The sequence below is a fragment of the Pseudomonas sp. QD4 genome (assembly GCF_049199125.1).
In the GTDB taxonomy this organism is placed as follows: domain Bacteria; phylum Pseudomonadota; class Gammaproteobacteria; order Pseudomonadales; family Pseudomonadaceae; genus Aquipseudomonas.
This window is the reverse complement of the sequence record NZ_JBLZOM010000001.1, coordinates 87,911-108,882: the sequence shown is the minus strand read 5'-3', so window position 1 is coordinate 108,882 and position 20,972 is coordinate 87,911. Positions and strand designations below refer to the sequence as shown.

The following is a 20,972-nucleotide window of genomic DNA, read 5'->3' as shown; positions in this document are numbered from 1 at the left end:
AGGGACTCGGGTTGGAGTGGGGGTTCGATGACGAGCCGTACCCGACCCGGGTAGATGCTGCAACATCAATATCGCCCTGAATAACCAGGCGACCGACGCCGCACACTTCTCAGTTGGACACGGGGTGTCAGCCCCGGACTCAAGCGCCAGGCGCCGCATATCGAGCGGTCTTGGAGGATAGGGGGCGAGCATCGACGAATCGGAAAGATCAGGCCGGAAAACATCCCGCCTGCGGGGCGCGCAACCTTCGAAGTTGCACTGACTGGAACCAGGCATCGATGACCACCGAAGTCACTCGAAGAAATACCTGAAACTTCTGCCCTCCCCGATATCAAGAAGGGCCTTTTACGCTTGGAGGCTCCTAGCCCCTACGGCGCACCGCAGAGGCTAAATCAGACAGCCGGATCAGAACGCGTAACTGGCTTTAAGGGTGCCCGCGCCGCCCTCACGTTCACCGACATACCCTTGCACACCCACATCGATACTCAGGGCCTCGGCAGACGCCAGTGGGTTCATGGTCACACCCACCTCAAAGATCCCTGTGCTACCACCGAGCACGGGTTTCTCGATTGAAAGGTCGTAGGCGCTACCCGACACATCACCTTTGAACTCATGCTCATAGGCTGCTCCCACATAAGGTTTGATTCTCTGTGTGTAGGCGTAGCTGTAACGGCTACCCAGGCGCAGACGGGAGCTGTCCGAGGTATTAAAACTCAGGGTGTCTTTACCGATGCTGACCTTGTCCGCCTCCAGCCGGGTCCAGGTGTAGCGGCTGTACACATCAAGCGACTGCTGTTCATCCAGATTCAGCACATACCCCACTGCACCATGAGCACCGTAGTACTTGGACTTTTTGTTGTAGGTACCACGAACCCCTTCGGCATCCGTCAGGTCATGGCTGTCAAAGCTCAGGTCAGTATTACCCGTACGTACCGATCCATCGAGGTACAGCCCCGCATGCCCACGGGTACTCGATGAGGGCGTTTTGTTCAGCGCAGTGCCGGCGACGTTCATATGGAACAACGCACCACCCCCGGTGTAACGCACATTGCCGGTGCCATGGACGGAGCCGAAGTCAGAGAAGCGGTTGTAGCTGTCGTAATCACCATCACCCCGCTCAGCAAAGACGCCCAGGGTCACAGCGCTCTGGTCTTTGAGCTCAAGGCCGGTGGCCACGCCGAAGAGCATGTTGAAACCCCGTACATCAACATGAGAGCCCGTGTTGTAACGGCTGGAACCACCATTGAGCAGCACGAATGGCGTCAGGTTGATCCCGTCCTGCCGGGCTCGTTTGACACTTGAATCAGCGGCACCGATTGCGTAATCACTGATCAAATCAGCCCCTTGATTGGTGAAAGCAAGAGACGCTGCTCGGCCTTCCAGGAAGGCTTTTGAAGTCGGGTTGATTCGACCGGCAGGCGTAGCGTCCTGCTTGCCGTCAATGCTCAAGACGAGGCCGTCATTGCGGGTCTTCAGGCTTGCATCGTAAATGATGAAATGCCCCTGCTTGACCTGCTGAGTCGTAAGCGTTGGAGTGCCCTCGGCCTTATCGATAAGGGTCACGATGTCACCCGCATTAAGGCGATTGCCATCGTTTTCCATGGCTATCGTGTGCCGGGTGTTATCAAGCTGGACCTTGTCGGTACCGGTGATCCTGATCAAGGTGTCCTGGTTGACCACGTCCTTGGGCAAGACCCAGTTATAGGTCTCAAAGTTGTAGATGCCGGCCAGCGAGCCCCTGTAGCCATTGAGGTTGAGGGTGTTGCCGGTAAAGGCCCTGCTGTTTTGCACCGTGCCATCGCCATCAACGCTATAACCGCCATAAACCGAGCCGGCGATCGTCAAGTCAGGGCCTTGCAGCGTCACCGTATTGTTATTGGCGTTCCCGCCCAGACCGGCGAGGCCACCGCTATCGGTATCCGCAGCGCCGCCACTGCTGTAGCCGCCGTAGATATCACCAGAGAGGGATGACGTGCCTGAGAGGACGATACTGTTGTCAGTGACTTGACCACCGTTGCCGCCAGCATCCGCACCGGCGCCGCCGGCACTCAAGCCGCCATAGACACTGCCGCCGTTCATGCCCGCCATGCCGTCAGCACTGCTACCACTGCCGCCACTGCCGCCTGCTGCCCCCGTCAGCGTCACATTCGTGAGGAGCAAATGGTTGTTGGTGACCTTTCCTGCCGCACCGCCACTGCCGCTGGACAGGTCAATGAAATCGAACAAACCCGCAGCGCCACCGATACTCAGGCCGCCATACACACTGCCGCCACCCATGCCGCCAACACCGCCCGAGGTAGAGCTTTGAACCGCTGTACCACCGTCGCCACCTTTTGAACCTGTCAGCACGACATCGGTCAAGGTCACCGAGTTGTTGTAAACATCGCCCCCACTACCGCCATCACCCTTCATGCCACCGCCGGCGCCACCGAGACTCAACCCACCATAAATACTACCGCCCCCCATGCCGCCAACGCCGCCAGCGCCGTTTCCGCTGCCGCTGGAACCGCCAGTACCACCGGTGGCCCCCTCTAACAGCACCTGCCTCAGGGTTATGGAGTTGTTGTAAACCGAACCGCCGTTCCCACCGACACGAACCGCACCCGAACCGCCAGTGCCACCGACACTCAATCCGCCATAAACACTGCCGCCGCCCATACCGCCAACACCGCCACCGCTCCCGGTTTGCAAATCCTTGCCATTGAATGCTGTTTGCCCGTCCCAGCTGTACTGGACGTTACTCACCGTCACGTTATTGCCATGTATATCGACTGCGTGAGCGCCGCCATCCGCGCCGACATCCACACCACCATAAATAACATAGGGAGCGACAAGGGTACTGCCACTCGAACCCCAAACTTCCCGAGTGGCAGCATCAGGATCGCCGACAATAACGGTGTTATTCGACACATCACTCGGCAACAGGCTGTTTTTCGGGGTTGATGTATCTCCCGTTGGATCGGCCTTCAGATCAGAAGGGCTTCCGGTATAAATGATGTCCGCAGCAGAAGCGGACATTAGAGGGGTGAATGTGGAACCTACAGATGCCACGAAGAAAAAAGTCAGGCGTATCGCAGAACCGGTGCGGTTGCGTTGAAAGTGCTGGAGGTTATATTTCATAAACATCTCATTGGAACTGATGAAAAGATAAACAATTACCAAACAATCGGCGCTTTCCAGGGTGCGCTGGTTTTTGCTCGCGACAGCGCATTCCCGCCATCAAGGCTGGCGCTTATTTAATAGGAATGAATGTTCATTCCTTGTCTGATAAGGCAGTCGCAGACCGGAAAGGCAACCACACTTAAGAGAGCCAGAAGCGCTTATACGCTTGGCTTAAGGGTTTTTATGGATTTGCGCTCCAGCATGAGCGCAAGAAGTTCAGCAGCAGGCTTGGGCGAATAGAAAAAATCTCCTTGAGCCAAATCGACGCCCAAGTCTTTCAAGTACGGGAGCGCGTTCTGCGTCTCGACTCCGTCGATGACTACCTTGGCGCTGACAGACTTGGCCAGCAATGACACGCTTTTAATAATCTGATCGTTGTTAATAGAGAACGAAGGTTTCAACAAACTTGAGCAGATCTTTATCTGCGTGAACGGAATGTCAGCCAGGATCTTGATCAGCGAACACCGGACATCATATCGACACAGGCACAGGCATATTCCAGCACTCACCAACACGGTGATATTTTCAATGCAATCCAGGCTCATAAGATTGGTTTCTGCCCAAGCCACATCAAGAAATACATGTTTAAGCGGTACACCCGCGGCCTTGATGACTTTAACCAGCTCTTCGCCAAACTGCTTGTCGCCCAACAGCCCCCAATCAAGGCTATAGGAGAATATTAACGACTCGCCAATACTGCCCAGATACCTGTGCAGCCTGAGAGCAGGGTTCAACACGCAGTAAAAAATATCTCTCTGCAGAACAGGGCAAGTAACCATTCCACCAAACTTTTCCAACACCCCCGCGCCATATTCAGGGTGCAGCCACTGCGCCACTACTTGCATGCCGACTATAGACCCTGTCCCCAGACATAGCCGCGGTTGAAAGTAAGGCTGTATCTGCTTGGCCTTGAGCGCCTGGTTAGTTATATCTTCGGACAACTGCGACTCATGAAGCCCATCACCCTGCCCCGCCAAACGCCTGTTGGAGCCACAATGATCAATGACTATTTTCTTTACCGCCAGGGCCTTTCTAACCAGGCTGTCGAACCCTGCCCCACCTTCCGTCAACTCATAAAAGCCGGCATTGTACTTTTTTGACTTGACTTGCAAACTTTGAACGCCCCACTTCAGCCCTCCCCCCAAACTCTCAGACATGACGATCGAAAAAAAAGAAAGCCGTTCGCACAACGCCTTGAATACCCCAAACTCGCTTAGGGTTTTAAAAGAATCGCACACCACCAAATCTATTTTCTCTTCCGCCGGAGGCAGCACTGCGGCCTCGACACCACCGACAACATGGATGTGTTCGACGCCAGCGGCCTCTAACTTACAAACTAACGAACTGGATCTTGAGGTACTCGAACAAAAGAGTATTACTGTTAGCGTTTTCACGTTACATGAGGTCATCTTGCGAAACTTTTTTGATCCTACGCGCAGCACCCTCCCAAGAAAATAAGAAAATTCTTATTTCTATCCTTCCCGCTATAAGTGCCTGCCGAGTCATGTTGCAGTTCAAGTCATGGGCCAGTGATACAGCAGTAACTTATCGCTTTCACCCGAGGGTTATATAGCTCGCTGCGCCACCCAACAGGCGTGCCCACCCTGGGAGTTCTCAGTGGAGAGGTCCAATGAAACCCGTCCCCCATTCAGGTGAAACGTTTTCAGTCTCCAGACCCGTGATCAACCGCAGGCAGGAACGGTATTGGCTGACCGCCCCTGGCACGCTGCCCCCTGCACCTTGCGCACAGGGGCTGCGATTGACCGCTACAGCCCCATCAGCCGATACCCCACCTGCAACTCGGTAATGAAGTGCGCCGGCTGTGCCGGGTCGGCTTCGAGTTTCTGGCGCAGGTGGGCCATGTGCACGCGCAGGTAATGAAAGCGCTCCACATAGTCCAGGCCCCACACTTCCAGGAGCAATTGGCGATGGGTCAGGACTCGGCTCTGGCCGCGAATCAGGGCACAGAGCAGGCGGTATTCAATGGGCGTCAAATGCACCGGCGCGCCTTCGCGGCGCACCTCGTGGGTGGCCAGGTCGACCTCGATGCTGCCGAAGGCCACCTTGCTGGTGGCGGCCGTGGTACTGGCTTGCACATGGCGTCGCAGTTGGGCGCGGATCCGCGCCAGGAGTTCCGGCACACCGAAGGGCTTGACCAGGTAGTCGTCGGCGCCGGCATCCAGCGCCGCCACTTTCTCGTCCTCGCGGTCTCGGGCCGACAGCACCAGGATCGGCACTGCCAGCCAGCCCCGCAGTTCGGTGATCAGCTGTTTGCCATCACCGTCCGGCAGGCCCAGGTCGACGATCACCAGGTCCGGCTGGCGGCTGGCAGCGTGGATCAGCGCGCGTTTCACGCTGTCGGCCTCGAACACTTGAAAGCCCTCATCCTGCAAGGCGATGCCGACAAAACGGCGAATATTGGCCTCGTCTTCGACGATAAGGATGCGCGCACTGGTCATAGGGATTCCATGGAGGGCGGCTGCCCCGCGGGTAAGGTGATGATGAAACTGATGCCCGGGCCCGCGTGAGGCTGGGCCTCGATGCGGCCGCCGTGGGCTTCGATAATGCGCCGGCTCAAGGCCAGCCCCAGGCCGATACCGGCCACCGAAGATTCCTGCCGGCCGCGGGTGAAGGGTTCGAACAGGCTGTGCAGCGAGCTGCCATCGGGGCAGCCCGGCCCGGCATCGCTGACCTGCAGGACGATACTGTGCTGCTCCTCCCGGGCCTTGACCTGAATCAAGGTGCCGGCGGGCGTGTACTTGGCGGCGTTATCCAGCAAGTTGACCAGCACCCGTTCGAGCAACAGGGCATCGACCTCCACCAACGGCAACTCGGGCGCCATGGCTGTGCGCACCACGTGCCGGGCCAGGGGCTCGCGCAGTTGGCGCAGGGCGCTGCCGACGATTTCCTCCAGGGAATGCCACTGCCGATTCAGGCGCACCCCGCCCTCTTGCATGCGCGCCATGTCCAGCAGGTTTTCGATCAGGCGCTGCATGGAGCTGGCCTGCTCGTGGATGCCGCCCAACAGGTCCTGCAACGGACCCGGTGGCGCATGGGGGCCAGCGGCGTCCGCCGCGCCGATGATGGTGGTCAGCGGGGTGCGCAGATCGTGGGAGATGGCGGCGAGCAAGGTGTTGCGCATGCGTTCGCCCTCCATCTGCACCAGGGTGCTCTGCGCCACCTCGACGTAATGCACCCGCTCCAGGGCGATTGCCAACTGGCTCATGCAGGCCTCCAGCAAGCCCTGCTCCTGGGGATCAGCCAGGCGCTCGGCTTCAGCCAGCTCCAGGACCAGCACGCCGCGCACCCGCATCGGTGCCTTGAGCGGCAGGTAGCGGCCCTTGGCGGCGGCCAGGGTGTCGGTGCCCTGGCCCGCAGGCTGGTCATGGTCATAGGCCCATTGCGCAATGCTTTCATCCAGGGCAAAGGCCCCGCTGCCGACGCCGTGCACGCTGCCCGCCAGGTCCGGCAAGGCCAGGCCGACCCGTGCGTCGAACACGCCACTGAAGGTGCGCAAGGCCACCTCGCTGATCTGCTCCACCGTCAGCGCCGCCGACAAGTCCCGCGCCAGCCGCGCCAGGGACGTTGCCCGGCGTTCCCGGGCGGCGGCGCTGCGGGCCTCGAAGCGCAGGCGTGCGGTGAGCTGCCCGGTGATCAGGGCGATGCCCAGCATCAGGGCGAAGGTGAAAAAGTACTGGGTGTCGTTGACGGTGAATGACCAGCGGGGCTGGACGAAAAAAAAGTCGAAACACAGCACCGCCAGCATCGCCGCCCACACCCCGGGGCCACGTCCGTAGCGCAGGGCAACCAGGACCACGGTGAGCAGGAACAGCATCACCACGTTGGCCAGGTCGAACACTTGCAGCAGCAGCGCCGCCAGGGCGGTCGCGCCAAAACAGGCGAGGCTGGCCCACAGATAGGCCGGGAGCCGGCTCGGCGGCAATCCGCCCTCGGCCTTGGCCACCGGCGCCGCCGTCCGCGGCATCGGGCCGTGGGCCATGACCATCTGATCGATGTGCGGGTGGTGGCGGCTGATGTGATCGCTGACCGACGGCTGCCAGAACTGCCAGACCTTGCGCGGGCAATGGCCCAGCACCAGGCGGTTGGCATTGTGCTCGCGGGCGCAGGCCACCAGGGTTTCGGCGACGTCCATGCCGCTCAGGGTCAGGGTATCGCCGCCAAATTCGGCGGCCAGGGCCAGGCTCTTCATGGCGCTGGCGTAGCGGTTGGCCGCCTGGCCCCGGCGCTGCGGACCGCTGACATGCACCACGAGCCAGTCCGCCTCGAGCTTTTGCGCCAGGCGCGCCGCCTCGCGCACCAGGCGCTCGTCGGACGGGTGCCCGGCCACGCCCACCAGCAAGCGCTCGCGCGCCGGCCACAGGGTGATGATCGAGCGTTCACGGCGGTAGTCGCGCATCTGCGCATCGACCCGGTCGGCGGTGCGGCGCAGGGTCAGTTCGCGCAGGGCCAACAGGTTGCCCTTGCGAAAAAAGTTGCGCGAAGCGCGCTCAGCCTGGGGCGCCTGGTAGACCTTGCCGTCCTTGAGCCGACGCAGCAGGTCGTCAGGCGGCAGGTCGATCACCAGCACTTCATGGGCGTTGTCGAACACATGGTCGGGCACCGTCTCGCGCACGCGAATGCCGATGATCCCGCTGATGATGTCGTTGAGGCTCTCCAGGTGCTGGACGTTGAGCGTGGTCCACACGTCGATCCCGGCACGCAGCAGTTCTTCCACATCCTGCCAGCGCTTGGGGTGGCGGGAGCCGGGGATGTTGCTATGGGCCAGCTCGTCCACCAGCAATACCGAAGGATGACGCTCGAGGGCGGCATCCAGGTCGAACTCGCTCAGGGTGGTGTCGCGATGCAGCAGGCTGCTGCGGGGCAGGACCTCAAGGCCCTTGAGGCCATCGGCGGTGTCGCGCCGGCCGTGGGTTTCGACGACGCCGGCCACCACGTCCCGGCCCTGGCTCTGTTCGTGGCGCGCGGCGCTGAGCATGGCGCAGGTCTTGCCCACCCCGGCATTGGAGCCAAAGTAGATACGCAGTTTGCCCTGTTGCGCGGCCTGCTCCTGCTGTTGCAGTTTTTCCAGCAGCGCGTCCGGGTCGGGGCGTCCATCCGATGCAGCAGTAAAGGTGTCGATGACAGCCATGGCATTCCTTGTGAACTGCGCGGCGCCAGGGGCGGCGCCGTGCAGTCAGTCCTTTCAGACCAGGCCGAGCCCGGTCAACAGCAGGTCGATGATCTTGATCCCGGCAAACGGCACCAGCACCCCGCCCACCCCGTAGATCAGCAGGTTGCGGTTGAGCAGCGCCGCCGCGCCGATCGCTCGGTAGGTCACGCCCTTGAGCGCCAGGGGGATCAGGAACACGATGATCAGCGCATTGAAGATCACCGCACTGAGGATCGCCGAGTTGGGGCTGCTCAGTTGCATCACGTTCAATGCCCCCAGTTGCGGGTAAGTCGCGACGAAAGCGGCCGGTACGATAGCAAAATACTTGGCCACATCGTTGGCCACGCTGAACGTGGTCAACGCGCCCCGGGTCATCAGCATCTGCTTGCCGACTTCCACCACCTCGATCAGCTTGGTCGGGTTGCTGTCGAGGTCGACCATATTGCCCGCTTCCTTGGCCGCCTGGGTCCCGCTGTTCATCGCCACGGCCACATCGGCCTGGGCCAGCGCCGGGGCGTCGTTGGTGCCGTCGCCGGTCATCGCCACCAGCTTGCCCTGGGCCTGGTAGTCGCGGATCAGTTGCAGCTTGTCCTCGGGACGCGCCTCGGCCAGGAAGTCATCGACCCCCGCCTCCACCGCAATGGCGGCAGCGGTGAGGCGGTTATCGCCGGTGATCATCACGGTCTTGATGCCCATGCGCCGCAACTCGGCAAACCGCTCCTTCATCCCGCCCTTGACCACGTCCTTGAGCTCGATCACCCCCAGCACCTGCGGCCCGTCAGCCACCACCAGCGGCGTGCTGCCACGGCGCGCCACTTCGTCCACCCGGGCCTGCAACGCCTGGGGAAAGCTGCCCCCCAGGGCTTCGACATGGGCCCGGATCGCATCCGCCGCGCCCTTGCGCAACTGTCGGCCAGCGGGCAAGTCGACCCCACTCATGCGGGTCTGTGCAGTGAAGTGCACGAAACTGGCCTGCAGTTGTTGCAGGTCGCGGGCACGCAGATCGAACTTCTGCTTGGCCAGCACCACGATGCTGCGCCCTTCCGGGGTTTCATCGGCCAGGGACGCCAATTGCGCCGCATCGGCCAGCTCCGCTTCCTGGATCCCGGGTGCGGGCAGGAAGGCGCAGGCCTGGCGGTTGCCCAGGGTGATGGTGCCGGTCTTGTCCAGCAACAGCACGTCGACGTCACCGGCCGCTTCCACCGCACGGCCCGAGGTGGCAATGACATTGGCCGCCATCATCCGGCTCATGCCCGCCACGCCGATGGCTGACAACAGGCCGCCGATGGTGGTGGGAATCAGGCACACCAGCAACGCCACCAGCACCGTGGCGCTGACCACGCTGCCGCTGCCGCCCATGGCCACGGCAAAGATCGAGTACGGGCTGAGGGTGACAATCACCAGCAGGAACAGGAACGTCAGGCCCACCAGCAGGATGGTCAGGGCCACCTCGTTGGGGGTTTTCTGCCGCTTGGCCGACTCGACCATGGAGATCATGCGGTCCAGGAACGATTCGCCGGGGTTGACGCTGATGCGCACCACCAGCCAGTCCGACAGCACCCGGGTGCCGCCGGTGACCGAGGAAAAGTCGCCGCCGGCCTCGCGAATCACCGGCGCCGATTCGCCGGTGATCGCGCTTTCATCCACCGACGCCACCCCTTCGATCACCTCCCCGTCCAGGGGCACCAGGTCGCCGGCCTCGATCAAGACCACCGCGCCCTTGCACAACAGACTGGCCTCGGTCGGCGCCCAGGGGGCGCCGTGTTTGGGCTGCTTGAGCAGCTTGGCCAGGGTCTGGCGCTTCATGCTGCGCAGGCTCGCGGCCTGGGCGCGGCTGCGGCCCTCAGCCAGCGCTTCGGCAAAGTTGGCGAACAGCACGGTGAACCACAGCCACAGGGTGATGCTCAGGATAAAGCCGCTGGGGGCTTCGCCAGCACCGCCCAGGGACTGCACCCACAACAGGGTGGTGAGAATGCTGCCTAGATAGACCACAAACATCACCGGGTTTTTCCACTGGGCCTGGGGCGCCAGTTTCTTCAGCGCCTCCAGGCAGGCAGTCAGCACGATGGTGCGATCGAACAACGGTTTCTTGTTACGCATGGTTGTTTCTCTTACTCACTGGCCGCGAGGGGTTGCTGATGCAGGGCATCGAGCGCGAGGTTGAGTTGCAGCACATTGACCCGGGGCTCGCCCAACAGGCCCAGGGTGCGCTGCTCGGTATGGGCCTGAACCACCTTCAGCAGTTCGGCCTCGGGCAGCTGGCGCAGGCGCGCCACCCGCGCCGCCTGAAGCTGGGCATTGGCCAGGGAGATGTGCGGGTCCAGGCCCGAGGCCGACGCCGTCACCGCGTCCACCGGCACCTGACTGTCCGCCGCCAGGCCATTGAGTTGGCGATAGGCCTGAACCCGCTGCGCCACCTGGTCCATCAGCTTCTGGCTGGTCGGCCCGAGGTTGCTCGCGCCGCTGGAGCCGGCGTTATAGGGCTGGTCCGCGGTCATGCTCGGGCGACCCTGGAAGTACTCGGGCCGGGAAAACTGCTGACCGATCAGCGCCGAGCCGATCACCAGCCCGTCGCGCTCGATCAAGCTGCCCTGGGCCTGGTGGGGAAACATCACGTTGGCCACCAGGGTGGTCGCCAGCGGGTAGCCGAGGCCGGTCAACAGCATGAAAAACCCCGCCGACACCAGCACCGGGCGCAGCAGCCCTTTGAGCAGAGGTTGGGTCTTGATTTGAGTTTGAGTCGTCATCACACAGCCCCTTATGGATACGTCTGGCAGGACAGCAATTGCAATTGCTCCACCAGCGGGCCCAGCGCAAGCGCCGGCAGGAAAGTCAGGCCGCCCACCACCAACACCACGAACACCACCAGCACCATGAACAGCGGCGTCGCGGTCGGGATGGTGCCGGCACCGGCCGGGATGTTTTTCTTCAGGGCCAGGGAACCGGCCACGGCCAGCATCGGCAGCATGGTGAAGAAGCGTCCGATCAGCATCGCCAGGCCAATGGTGGTGTTGAAGAATGGCGTGTTGGCATTGAGCCCGGCGAAGGCCGAACCGTTGTTGGCCGTGCCCGAGGTGTAGGCGTACAGCACCTCGCTGAAGCCATGGGGGCCAATGTTGTTGAGGCTTTTCAGGGTGTCCGGCCACAGCGCCGCCAGGGCGGTGAAGCCGAGGATGCTGATGGGGTGCGCCAGGACCGACAGCATGACCAGCTTGATTTCCCTGGCCTCGATCTTCTTGCCCAGGAACTCGGGGCTGCGACCGATCATCATGCCCACCAGGAACACCGTCAGCAGCGCGTACTGGATCAGGTTGATAAAGCCCACGCCGTCGCCGCCAAACACGCAGTTGAGCATCATCTGCGCCAGGGGCACGAAGCCGCCCATCGGGGTCAGCGAATCGTGCATCGCGTTCACCGAGCCGGTCGTCGCGCCGGTGGTGGTGGTGACAAACAGACTGGTGTCGGCAATGCCGAAGCGCAGTTCCTTGCCCTCCATGTTGCCGCCGCTCTGGGTCGACGACAGCATCTGGTCGGCGCCGGCCTGGGTCAGCAACGGATTACCGCCCTGCTCGGCGACGTAGACGATGCTCAGGAAGCCGATGAACATCACCAGGAACGTACCGAAGAACACCCAGCCCTGACGCCGGCGCAACAGCATGCTGCCGAAGGTGTAGGTCAGTGCCGAAGGAATCAGCAACATGCTCAGGATGTGCAAGGCATTGGTCAGCGGCGTGGGGTTTTCGAAGGGGTGCGCGGCGTTCATGCTGAAGAAACCGCCGCCGTTGGTGCCGATGTGCTTGATCGATTCGAAGCTCGCCACCGCGCCCACAATCAACTGCTGTTGCGCGCCCTCAAGCGTCGTGGCCAGCGCCTGGGAATACAGGGTTTGCGGCATGCCCTGCCAGACATAGACCAGCGCCATGGCAAAGCACAGCGGCAGCATCACCCGGTACAGGATGCGGGTGAAGTCGACCCAGAAGTTGCCGATACCGGTGGCGTTGGAACGGCTCAGGCCGCGAATGAAACCCGCTGCCGCCACCACCCCGGAGGTCGCCCCGACAAACATCAGGAAGGTAATCACCGCCATCTGGCTGAAGTTCGACAGGCTGGTTTCGCCCGAGTAGGCCTGCCAGTTGGTATTGGTGATAAAGGAGGCCGCAGTGTTGAACGCCAGGTCCGGCGTCTGCGCCACCAGCTCCAGCGGATTGAGGGGCATGCTGCCCTGTACCCGCAGCAGGATGTAGCCCAGCAGCATCATCGCCATATTCGACAGCAGCAGCGCCGAGCCATAACGCGCCCAGCCCATGGACTCTTGCGGATCAACCCCCAGCAGGCGGTAGGTCCCGCGCTCCAGCAAGGCATGCCCCGGTGCGGTGAACACCCGGGCCAGCCATTTCCCCATCAGCACGGCAAGCCCGGTCATCAGACCGAGAATCACCGCAAATTCCAGCAGAGTGCTCAACATGTCGATGCTCCGTTCAAATCTTGCCCAAGGCGCCAATGGCCCAGGCTGTCACGCCAAAAAACAACAGGGTCAACCCCACGAACGTCAGGTCGTACATTGCCGGTTTCCTTGTTTGGGATAGCCCCGCAGGGCGAATGAAAAACGCTATGGCCGGGCCATCAGAATTTTTCTGCACGGATCAGGGCGTACCCCAGGTAGGCGAACAGAGCGACAGCGCACACGCCGCTGGCGCCGTAGATGAATTCCAGTGTTAACAAGACAGCTCCCCTTGATGAAGGCGAAAAGAGTCGTCGGCGATGTGAATTCGCAGCCTAAGACCCGCAGCCATTATTCGAAGATGGCCCCCGAAACCGGGTGCCATAAGGGGATGATCAAGGCACAGATTGACCTGACCTCCCCTGCGCAAAAGCATAAGAGAGGCGGTATCAAGGACGGGCACTGATTGCCCGGGTGGATATTAAGATGGCGTATAGATCGGGCTTGAGAGGCCGGCGCGATCAGGCTTGCGGGTGCGCAAGGCTGCACCTGTTGAACAGGAAGAACGCACCCAGGACCCACAGCAGCAGCGTGCCCCCGTTAAGGCACTACTTGAGCACTGAAGGCGGGCCGGCGAGCCCGTTGATTGATTAAAACCACGTTTCCATCTGTATGCCGTATTGCCACGTACCACCGGCGCTGAAGTCGCTCTTGCCGAACGCATCCGCGGCACTGTAGCGGTCCAGGTCCGACGACCAGTCCATGACGCTCGCGAATACGCGAAGTTGGGGCCGGGTCAGCAAGTCACCGAAATCCGGCTTGAAGGTCGGGGCAACGGTGAATTTCCAGAAGTTGCCGTCAACCGCATTGCGTTGCAGGTAGCCCTTGGGGTCCAGGTCCATGGTCTGCCAGCTTACTTCGTAGGCCATCTCGAAATTGCTGTTGATCTCATTGGCCAGGCGCAGGTTCAGGGTCATCCAACGGTAGTCGTCCCCTTTGACGTAGCGATCGGTGCTGCGTTCGGCCAGCACGCTGGGACCGATACGCCAGCCCGGGACCAGTGGCGTCTCGCCGTACGCCGCCAGGCGCAAGGCACGGGCATCTTCGATCAGCTCACCATCCGAACCGATGTTTTTGACCTCTGCTCCCAAGCCTTGGCCATAGAGCAGCGCCGTCTTGAAGAAGCCTTCGCGACCGAAAAAGTTCTTCTGATGGTTGGCCAGCATACTGTGCAGGCCGGAATCGGCGGGGGTCAGGCCGGCTTTATTGGCGCGGCTACCGATGTCGTTCTGCTTGGCGCCGATGGCGTTGAACATCCACTGCCACTGGCCGTCGTTGAAGAATTGATTGGAGGTCAGGATGTAGCTTTCGACCTCGGCATCCACCCCGCCCTCGCTGAAGTCCCCGTAGGTACGCCCGATCAACGAGTAATTGGAGCGCCAATTCCTGTTCATCTGCAGGTCGTAGATACCTCCGCCGGTGCCGGCCAGAAAGACCACATCCGAGTCCAGCCAATGGATATCGAAGTTGTCCCGGTCAAAGCGCTTGCCGGCCCATAGGGTGGCGTTTTCAAACACCGAATTGCCCTTGAAGGCGGCGAGATGGTCGAGTTCGGTAAACACCTGGCGCACGTTCAGGTTGCTCTCCTGAGCGGTCCAGTCATTGGCGCTTTCAACGCCATCGGCGATCGACACGGTGAACTTGGAATGGGTGCCGTTCAGCGCATACGCCTCTTTCGACAGGTCGATGCGCATGTAGGTGTCGTCTTCGTTGCCCAGCCGCCCCACTGCCCCGCCGACCGAACCGGCAGGGGTGGTGTAAGGGCCGCCGCGACCGCCACCCAGGCTGTCGTTGATCAGCAATCCGGAGCGAGCGTAGCCCTTGAAACTGAACCCGTCGGTGAGGTGCTCAGAGGTGCTGCGGCGTTTTTCCAGGCTCTGCTGACGGGCTTCGAGGGTGGCCACCCGCGTGTCCAGCGTCGGCGCGGCGCCCGCATTGGCGGTGGGGGTTGTGCTAGAGACGGCAGGCGGCAAGACAGACGTGGCGAGCTTGAGTTGTTGCAGTTCCTTGGCCAGCGCCTGGGTTTGCTGTTCGGCCCTGGCCGCACGTGTTTCCGCGGCGCTGGCGCGGGCTTCGAATGCCGCCATGCGCTCCTCCAGAGTCGCGGCCTGAGCGTTCGCCAATGAGGTGCCGAGCACCCCTGCGAAGAGCCAGCTTGATGCTTTCTGCATGTGGTTTTTCCTGTTTGTTTTTATTGTTTTCTGTAGGGGGTCGGCCTTTTTTTCTGCTGATGAGCGAATTGTCAAAATCAGCGAAAAAAAGGGTGCCTCATCGCATATACGCTGCTACATTTGGCGATGTTAACGTTAACTTTTATAAAAACAAAAATAAAGAGGGCTTTATGAAACAGCTTAAATCGCTTCTTCCAGTCGCTTTTTTCACCCTCTGCGCCGGGTTCCCATTGCTCTCGAACGCAACCAACTTGACGATCTCATGCGGTGCCGTAGGTGCCGAACTGCAACTGTGCAAAGAGGCCGTCGATGCCTGGTCGAAACAGACTGGCAACCGGGTCGAGGTGGTTTCCACACCGAACTCGGCCACTGAGCGTTTGTCGTTCTACCAACAGATCCTCAGTGCCCAGTCCGCCGACATAGACATCATTCAAATCGACATGGTGTGGCCGGGAATGCTGGCCAAGCACTTGATGGACCTGCGCGAAGTGCTGCCGGGCGATGTGACCCAAGGCTACTTCCAGGCCCAGGTCGATAACGCCACGGTCAATGGACGGCTGGTGACGATGCCGTGGTTCACGGATTCGGGCTTGTTGTATTACCGCAAGGATCTGCTGGCGAAGTACCACAAGCCGGTTCCCCAGACCTGGGAAGAGATGACCACCACCGCCCGAGAGGTGCAGAACGCCGAGCGCAGTGCCGGCAACCCCAATGCCTGGGGCTACATCTTCCAGGGCCGCGCCTACGAGGGTTTGACCTGTAATGCCCTGGAGTGGATCAGCAGCCAGCCGCAGGGCGGATTGATCAGCCCGCAGGGAGAAATCGTGGTCAACAGCCAAGCCTCACGGGCAGCCCTGACCCTGGCCAAAAGCTGGGTCGGCGATATTTCCCCGCGCGGCGTACTCAATTACACCGAGGAGGAAGGACGTGGGGTATTCCAGTCGGGCAACGCGCTGTTCATGCGCAACTGGCCGTATGTCTGGGCCTTGGTACAAAGCCCGGACAGCGCGGTCAAGGATCAGGTTGGGGTCGCGCCCCTACCCCGCGGCGGCACCGCCGGCAGCCATGCCTCGACGCTTGGCGGATGGGGCCTGGCGGTCTCCCGTTACAGCGCCAACCCGAAACTTGCCGCAGAACTGGTGGCCTACCTGAGCAGCGCCGAACAGCAAAAACACCGGGCCCTGGCCGGTGCCTACAACCCGGTTATCGAGTCGCTCTACCAAGACGCCGACCTGCTCGCGGCAATGCCTTACTACAGCCAGTTGCGCGACATTCTCAACGATGGAGTGATGCGCCCCGCCGCGATCACCGCCAGCCGCTATCCGCGAGTCTCCAACGCGTTCTTTGATCGGGTGCATGGCGTGCTGGCAGGCGAACTGCCGGTGGACCAGGCACTGCTCGAGCTGGAAGGCGAGCTGACGCGCATCAAGCACCGCAACTGGTAAGCCACAAGAAAGGAATCACTCATGCCTGTCTCTTCTCCCGCGCTCCCCTGTGACGAGCCTCTCGCCACCCGGGAAACCCCTGTCCAGCGCCGCCGCGTACGCGCAGCCTGGCTGTTTCTCGCGCCCATGCTGCTGTGCCTGGCACTGGTCGCGGCCTGGCCGCTGTTGCGCACCTTCTGGTTCAGCCTGACCGACGCCAACCTGGCGGACACCACCGGCGGTTCCTTTGTCGGCCTGAGCAATTACCTGTTCCATAACGGCTCCAGCTGGTCGGGGATCCTGGTCGATCCGCAATGGTGGAACGCGGTGCGCAACACCCTGCACTTCACCGTGATCTCGGTGGGCCTGGAAATGGTCCTGGGGCTGCTGGTGGCGTTGCTGCTGAACCTCAAGTTCACCGGCCGTTCCCTGGTGCGCGCTTTGATCCTGATCCCATGGGCGATCCCGACCATTGTCTCGGCCAAGATCTGGTCCTGGATGCTCAACGACCAGTTCGGCGTCATCAATCACCTGATGCTGAGCCTGGGCCTGATCGACGCGCCCCTGGCCTGGACCGCGGATGCGGCGCTGTCGATGTGGGCGGTGATCATCGTCGACGTCTGGAAGACCGTGCCCTTCGTCACGCTGCTGATGCTGGCGGCCTTGCAGATGCTGCCCGGTGATTGCTACGAAGCCGCACGGGTCGACGGCATCCATCCCCTGCGGGTGTTCTGGCGAGTCACGGTGCCGCTGCTGATGCCGGCACTGCTGGTGGCGGCGATCTTCCGCATCCTCGACTCGCTGCGCGTGTTCGACGTGATCTACGTACTGACCTCGAACTCCTCGAGCACCATGAGCATGTCGGTCTATGCCCGTCAGCACCTGGTGGAATTCCAGGACGTGGGCTACGGCAGCGCGGCCTCGACCCTGCTGTTTCTGGTGGTGGCGGTTATCGCTGTGCTCTATCTCTATCTTGGACGCCGACAAATGGAGGTTCGCGCATGAACCTGCGCCTGCTGAAAAAAGCGCTGCTGCGCCTCGGACTCTGGTGCCTGATCGGGATCCTGCTGCTGTATGCCGTGTTCCCCTTCTATTACGCCGTCATCACCTCACTCAAGCCCTCCAGCGCCTTGTTCGAGGTGAGCTACTGGATCGATAAACCGGACTTTTCCAACTACGCGGCGGTCCTCAACCAGCCCTCGTTTCTGCAGGCCATTGGCAATTCGCTGCTGGTCGCCTTGAGCGTGGTGGTGCTGGCGCTGTTTCTCAGCCTGACCGCCGCCTATGCCTTGGGCCGGGTCAAGTTTCGCGGGCGTGGTGTGGTGTTGATGCTGGTGCTGGGGGTCTCAATGTTTCCCCAGGTGGCGGTACTGTCAGGCCTGTTTGAAGTGATCCGCGCCCTGGGGCTGTACAACACCTCCTGGGCGTTGATCCTCAGCTACACGATTTTCACCCTGCCCTTTACCGTCTGGGTGCTGACCACCTTTATGGGGCAACTGCCCCACGAACTGGAGGAAGCGGCCATCATGGATGGCGCCTCGCCCTGGGTCACGCTGACCCGTGTGCTGCTGCCACTGCTGTGGCCAGCTCTGGTAACCACCGGCTTGCTGGCCTTTATCGCCGCGTGGAACGAATTCCTGTTCGCCCTGACCTTCACCCTCACCGACACACAACGCACGGTACCGGTTGCCATCGCCCTGATTTCCGGCGGCAGCTCCCATGAGCTGCCCTGGGGACTGCTGATGGCGGCATCGGTGCTGGTGACCGTGCCGCTGGTGATTCTGGTCCTGGTTTTCCAGCGCCGTATCGTCTCCGGCCTGACTACCGGCGCGTTAAAGGGTTGATGCCCAACAACTACAAGGAACAGCACCGTGATCAAATTGAAGTTAGCCAACGTCAACAAACAATTGGGCGGCATGCGGATTCTGCGTGACGTCAGCCTCGAGATCGCAGCGGGTGAGTTCGTGGTTTTCGTCGGTCCTTCGGGCTGCGGCAAGTCAACCCTGCTGCGACTGATCGCCGGACTGGACTCGATCTGCGACGGCGACCTGCTGATCGATGGGCGCCGGGTCAACGACCTGGAGCCACGCGAGCGCGGGGTCGGCATGGTGTTTCAGTCTTACGCGCTGTACCCACACATGAGCGTCTACGACAACATCAGTTTCGGCCTCAAGCTGGCCAAGACCGACAAGATCAGCCTGCGCGAGCGCGTGCTGAAAACTGCGAAGATCCTGCAATTGGACACCCTGCTGCAACGCAAGCCCAAGGAGCTCTCGGGCGGGCAGCGTCAGCGCGTGGCAATGGGCCGGGCCATGGCGCGGGAGCCGGACATTTTGTTGTTCGATGAACCGTTGTCCAACCTGGACGCCTCGTTGCGGGTGCAGATGCGCAACGAAATCGCCCGGCTGCATAAGCGCCTGGGCTCGACCATGATCTACGTCACCCACGACCAGGTCGAAGCCATGACCCTGGCCGACAAAATCGTCGTGCTTAACGGTGGCCGAGTCGAACAGGTCGGCTCCGCACGCGACCTCTACGAACACCCGGCCAGCCGCTTTGTCGCCGGTTTTCTCGGCTCGCCACGGATGAACTTCCTGGAAGCGCGCCTGCATGCTCCAGGCCTGAGCAGCCTGATCGACAGCCCGCTATTGGGCGTGACTGCCCTGCCCTTCGACAGCTCGGACCTGGACGCCAACACCCCAGTGACCCTGGGCATCCGCCCGGAGCAGGTATCACTCAAGGCCGCGGACGGCGGCGCGGGCGTGCTCGTGATCGGGGTCGAATACCTGGGCAGCGAAACCTATGTGCACCTCGACACCGGCCAAGAGGAGCCGCTGATCTGCCGTTGCGAGGCCAACGCCGGATGGCAGGCAGGCGACCGGGTCGAGCTGCACCTGCCGGTCGAGCACCTGCACCTGTTCAACGCTGATGGCCGCGCCTTGAAACGCCAGCCACCGACCCATCAACACCTGGCTGAAGGCGCTGCGTTGCGCTCGGTCAAAGCAGGCGCCCTATGACGTTGTCCTTGAATGCACTGAGCGATCCGATGTCCGCCGCTATCGAGCAGGCGCAACAGGCGCTGAATACCGGCCGGGCACGGGTTGTCGACGACTATCGCCCGGGGTATCACCTGGCCCCTCCGGCAGGCTGGATGAACGACCCTAACGGCGTGGTGTACTTTCGCGGCGAATACCACGTGTTCTATCAACACTACCCCTTTGATGCGAAGTGGGGCCCGATGTACTGGGGGCACGCCAAGAGCGCTGACCTGGTGCATTGGCAGCACTTGCCCATCGCCCTGGCGCCCGGTGATGACGTCGACCGTGACGGCTGTTTTTCCGGCAGCGCGGTGGTGCACGGCGACACCCTGGCCCTGATCTACACCGGGCATGCCTGGCTCGGGGAGGTGGGTGACGAGCGTTTTATTCGCCAGGTCCAGTGCCTCGCCACCAGCGTCGACGGCATCCACTTCGTCAAGCACGGCGCAGTGATCGAGGCGGCGCCGCACGCCAGTATCATGCATTTTCGTGACCCCAAGGTCTGGCGGCAGGATGAGCACTGGTACCTGATTGCCGGCGCGCGCCTGGAGGACCAGCCACTGCTGCCGCTGTACCGCTCTGCGGACCTGCACACTTGGGAGTTCCTCGACTATGTGGCCAGCGGCAGCGACGGCGATGGCTATATGTGGGAATGCCCGGACCTGTTTCGCCTCGACGGGCGCGATGTGCTGCTGTATTCGCCCCAAGGCATGCCAGCCCAGGGTTACGCACAACTCAACAAGTACCACACCGGTTATCGCGTGGGCCGTCTCGACAGCCAGTGGCAGTTCACGGGCGGGCCTTTTATTGAGTTGGATAACGGCCACGACTTCTATGCGGCGCAGACCCTGGAGGCGGCCGATGGCCGGCGCCTGGTGTGGGCCTGGCTCGACATGTGGGAAAGCCCGACGCCCTGCGCCGCCCACCACTGGCGCGGGATGCTCGGCCTGCCGCGCGAACTTGAACTGCACGCCGATCGGCTGCGGGTATTTCCCGCCCGCGAACTCATCGCGCTGCGCCAGGCACCATTGACAGGCACGCCCTGGTTGAGCGAATCGGACAGCCAATGGGTGCCGCATATCCGGGGCGACAGGCTAGAAATTCACCTGCTGCTGGACCTGCTCGGCAGCACCGACGGCCAGTTGGGGGTGGCCTTGCGTTGCAGCGCGGACGGCCATGAACGCACCCTGCTCTACTACGATGCTGCGCTGCAGCGCCTGGTGCTGGACCGAAGCCACTCGGGAAGCCATGTCAGCGGCCAGCGCAGCGTGGCAATAGACCCGGCGTCGGGGCGGATTGAACTGCGAGTGTTCCTCGATCGCTCCTCCATCGAGGTGTTCGACAGCCAGGGCCGCTTCACCCTCAGCAGCCGCCTCTACCCGCAAACCGACAGCCTGGGAGTCAAGCTGCTGGCCAATGCGCAGGGCGGCCGGGTGGCGATTGCCGATGCGTGGCCACTGGCCTCGGGCTGGCGATGAGGGGGGTCATTGCAGTCGCAACAAGTCC

14 protein-coding genes are annotated in these 20,972 nt (G+C 61.7%); 5 read left to right on the top strand and 9 right to left on the bottom strand.

Annotated elements, in window-relative coordinates; all coding sequences use genetic code 11:
* Positions 1-405: 405 nt before the first annotated feature.
* The 9 genes from ACOZJV_RS00490 to ACOZJV_RS00450 form a co-directional block, all read right to left on the bottom strand.
* Complete coding sequence (locus ACOZJV_RS00490) at positions 406-3,162, bottom strand: autotransporter (RefSeq protein WP_421546476.1); 2,757 nt, start codon at positions 3,160-3,162, stop codon at positions 406-408.
* Between the two features lie 158 nt (positions 3,163-3,320).
* Positions 3,321-4,571 (bottom strand): EAL domain-containing protein, encoded by a 1,251-nt coding sequence (locus ACOZJV_RS00485; RefSeq protein ID WP_421546475.1) that lies wholly within the window; start codon positions 4,569-4,571, stop codon positions 3,321-3,323.
* Positions 4,572-4,928: 357 nt separating this feature from the next.
* Entirely contained in the window at positions 4,929-5,621 is a 693-nt protein-coding gene (locus tag ACOZJV_RS00480; RefSeq protein ID WP_020296250.1) for a response regulator, read from the bottom strand.
* The gene (locus tag ACOZJV_RS00475; protein ID WP_421546474.1) at positions 5,618-8,311 is read right to left on the bottom strand and encodes a DUF4118 domain-containing protein; all 2,694 of its coding nucleotides are present in this window, start codon (positions 8,309-8,311) and stop codon (positions 5,618-5,620) included. Before ACOZJV_RS00475 ends, ACOZJV_RS00480 begins: the two co-directional genes overlap by 4 nt.
* A gap of 54 nt (positions 8,312-8,365) precedes the next feature.
* The gene (gene kdpB, locus ACOZJV_RS00470; RefSeq protein ID WP_421546473.1) at positions 8,366-10,432 is read right to left on the bottom strand and encodes a potassium-transporting ATPase subunit KdpB; all 2,067 of its coding nucleotides are present in this window, start codon (positions 10,430-10,432) and stop codon (positions 8,366-8,368) included.
* Between the two features lie 11 nt (positions 10,433-10,443).
* Positions 10,444-11,079, bottom strand: a complete 636-nt coding sequence (kdpC, locus tag ACOZJV_RS00465) for a potassium-transporting ATPase subunit KdpC (protein ID WP_201131409.1) — start codon at positions 11,077-11,079, stop codon at positions 10,444-10,446.
* An 11-nt stretch (positions 11,080-11,090) separates the two neighbouring features.
* Positions 11,091-12,797, bottom strand: a complete 1,707-nt coding sequence (gene kdpA / locus ACOZJV_RS00460) for a potassium-transporting ATPase subunit KdpA (protein ID WP_421546472.1) — start codon at positions 12,795-12,797, stop codon at positions 11,091-11,093.
* Between the two features lie 158 nt (positions 12,798-12,955).
* Positions 12,956-13,054 (bottom strand): K(+)-transporting ATPase subunit F, encoded by a 99-nt coding sequence (gene kdpF / locus ACOZJV_RS00455; protein ID WP_020296215.1) that lies wholly within the window; start codon positions 13,052-13,054, stop codon positions 12,956-12,958.
* 369 nt (positions 13,055-13,423) lie between these two features.
* A complete protein-coding gene (locus ACOZJV_RS00450; protein ID WP_421546471.1) occupies positions 13,424-15,004 on the bottom strand; it encodes a carbohydrate porin in 1,581 nt (526 codons plus the stop codon).
* Positions 15,005-15,174: 170 nt separating this feature from the next.
* Here ACOZJV_RS00450 and ACOZJV_RS00445 point away from each other — a divergent pair, with 170 nt between their 5' ends.
* The 5 genes from ACOZJV_RS00445 to ACOZJV_RS00425 are packed head-to-tail and all read left to right on the top strand — an operon-like array spanning position 15,175 to position 20,944.
* Positions 15,175-16,449, top strand: a complete 1,275-nt coding sequence (locus tag ACOZJV_RS00445; RefSeq protein ID WP_201131412.1) for an ABC transporter substrate-binding protein — start codon at positions 15,175-15,177, stop codon at positions 16,447-16,449.
* 21 nt (positions 16,450-16,470) lie between these two features.
* Positions 16,471-17,433, top strand: coding sequence for a carbohydrate ABC transporter permease (locus tag ACOZJV_RS00440; protein ID WP_421546470.1), 963 nt, complete (start codon positions 16,471-16,473; stop codon positions 17,431-17,433).
* Entirely contained in the window at positions 17,430-18,272 is an 843-nt protein-coding gene (locus ACOZJV_RS00435) for a carbohydrate ABC transporter permease (RefSeq protein WP_201131414.1), read from the top strand. Before ACOZJV_RS00440 ends, ACOZJV_RS00435 begins: the two co-directional genes overlap by 4 nt.
* 27 nt (positions 18,273-18,299) lie before the next feature.
* On the top strand, positions 18,300-19,445 hold the full coding sequence (locus tag ACOZJV_RS00430) for an ABC transporter ATP-binding protein (protein WP_421546469.1): 1,146 nt from the start codon (positions 18,300-18,302) through the stop codon (positions 19,443-19,445).
* Positions 19,442-20,944, top strand: a complete 1,503-nt coding sequence (locus ACOZJV_RS00425) for a glycoside hydrolase family 32 protein (RefSeq protein WP_421546468.1) — start codon at positions 19,442-19,444, stop codon at positions 20,942-20,944. The genes ACOZJV_RS00430 and ACOZJV_RS00425 overlap by 4 nt, the downstream gene beginning before the upstream one ends.
* Positions 20,945-20,972 lie beyond the last annotated feature (28 nt).

Excerpts from the sequence above, each read along its gene's own strand:
- ACOZJV_RS00435 (WP_201131414.1), top strand. The coding sequence starts at position 17,430 with ATGAACCTGCGCCTGCTGAAAAAAGCGCTGCTGCGCCTCGGACTCTGG.
- kdpB (WP_421546473.1), bottom strand. The coding sequence starts at position 10,432 with ATGCGTAACAAGAAACCGTTGTTCGATCGCACCATCGTGCTGACTGCC.
- ACOZJV_RS00450 (WP_421546471.1), bottom strand. The coding sequence starts at position 15,004 with ATGCAGAAAGCATCAAGCTGGCTCTTCGCAGGGGTGCTCGGCACCTCA.
- ACOZJV_RS00425 (WP_421546468.1), top strand. The coding sequence starts at position 19,442 with ATGACGTTGTCCTTGAATGCACTGAGCGATCCGATGTCCGCCGCTATC.
- ACOZJV_RS00445 (WP_201131412.1), top strand. The coding sequence starts at position 15,175 with ATGAAACAGCTTAAATCGCTTCTTCCAGTCGCTTTTTTCACCCTCTGC.
- ACOZJV_RS00475 (WP_421546474.1), bottom strand. The coding sequence starts at position 8,311 with ATGGCTGTCATCGACACCTTTACTGCTGCATCGGATGGACGCCCCGAC.
- kdpA (WP_421546472.1), bottom strand. The coding sequence starts at position 12,797 with ATGTTGAGCACTCTGCTGGAATTTGCGGTGATTCTCGGTCTGATGACC.
- ACOZJV_RS00485 (WP_421546475.1), bottom strand. The coding sequence starts at position 4,571 with ATGACCTCATGTAACGTGAAAACGCTAACAGTAATACTCTTTTGTTCG.
- kdpC (WP_201131409.1), bottom strand. The coding sequence starts at position 11,079 with ATGACGACTCAAACTCAAATCAAGACCCAACCTCTGCTCAAAGGGCTG.
- ACOZJV_RS00440 (WP_421546470.1), top strand. The coding sequence starts at position 16,471 with ATGCCTGTCTCTTCTCCCGCGCTCCCCTGTGACGAGCCTCTCGCCACC.
- ACOZJV_RS00480 (WP_020296250.1), bottom strand. The coding sequence starts at position 5,621 with ATGACCAGTGCGCGCATCCTTATCGTCGAAGACGAGGCCAATATTCGC.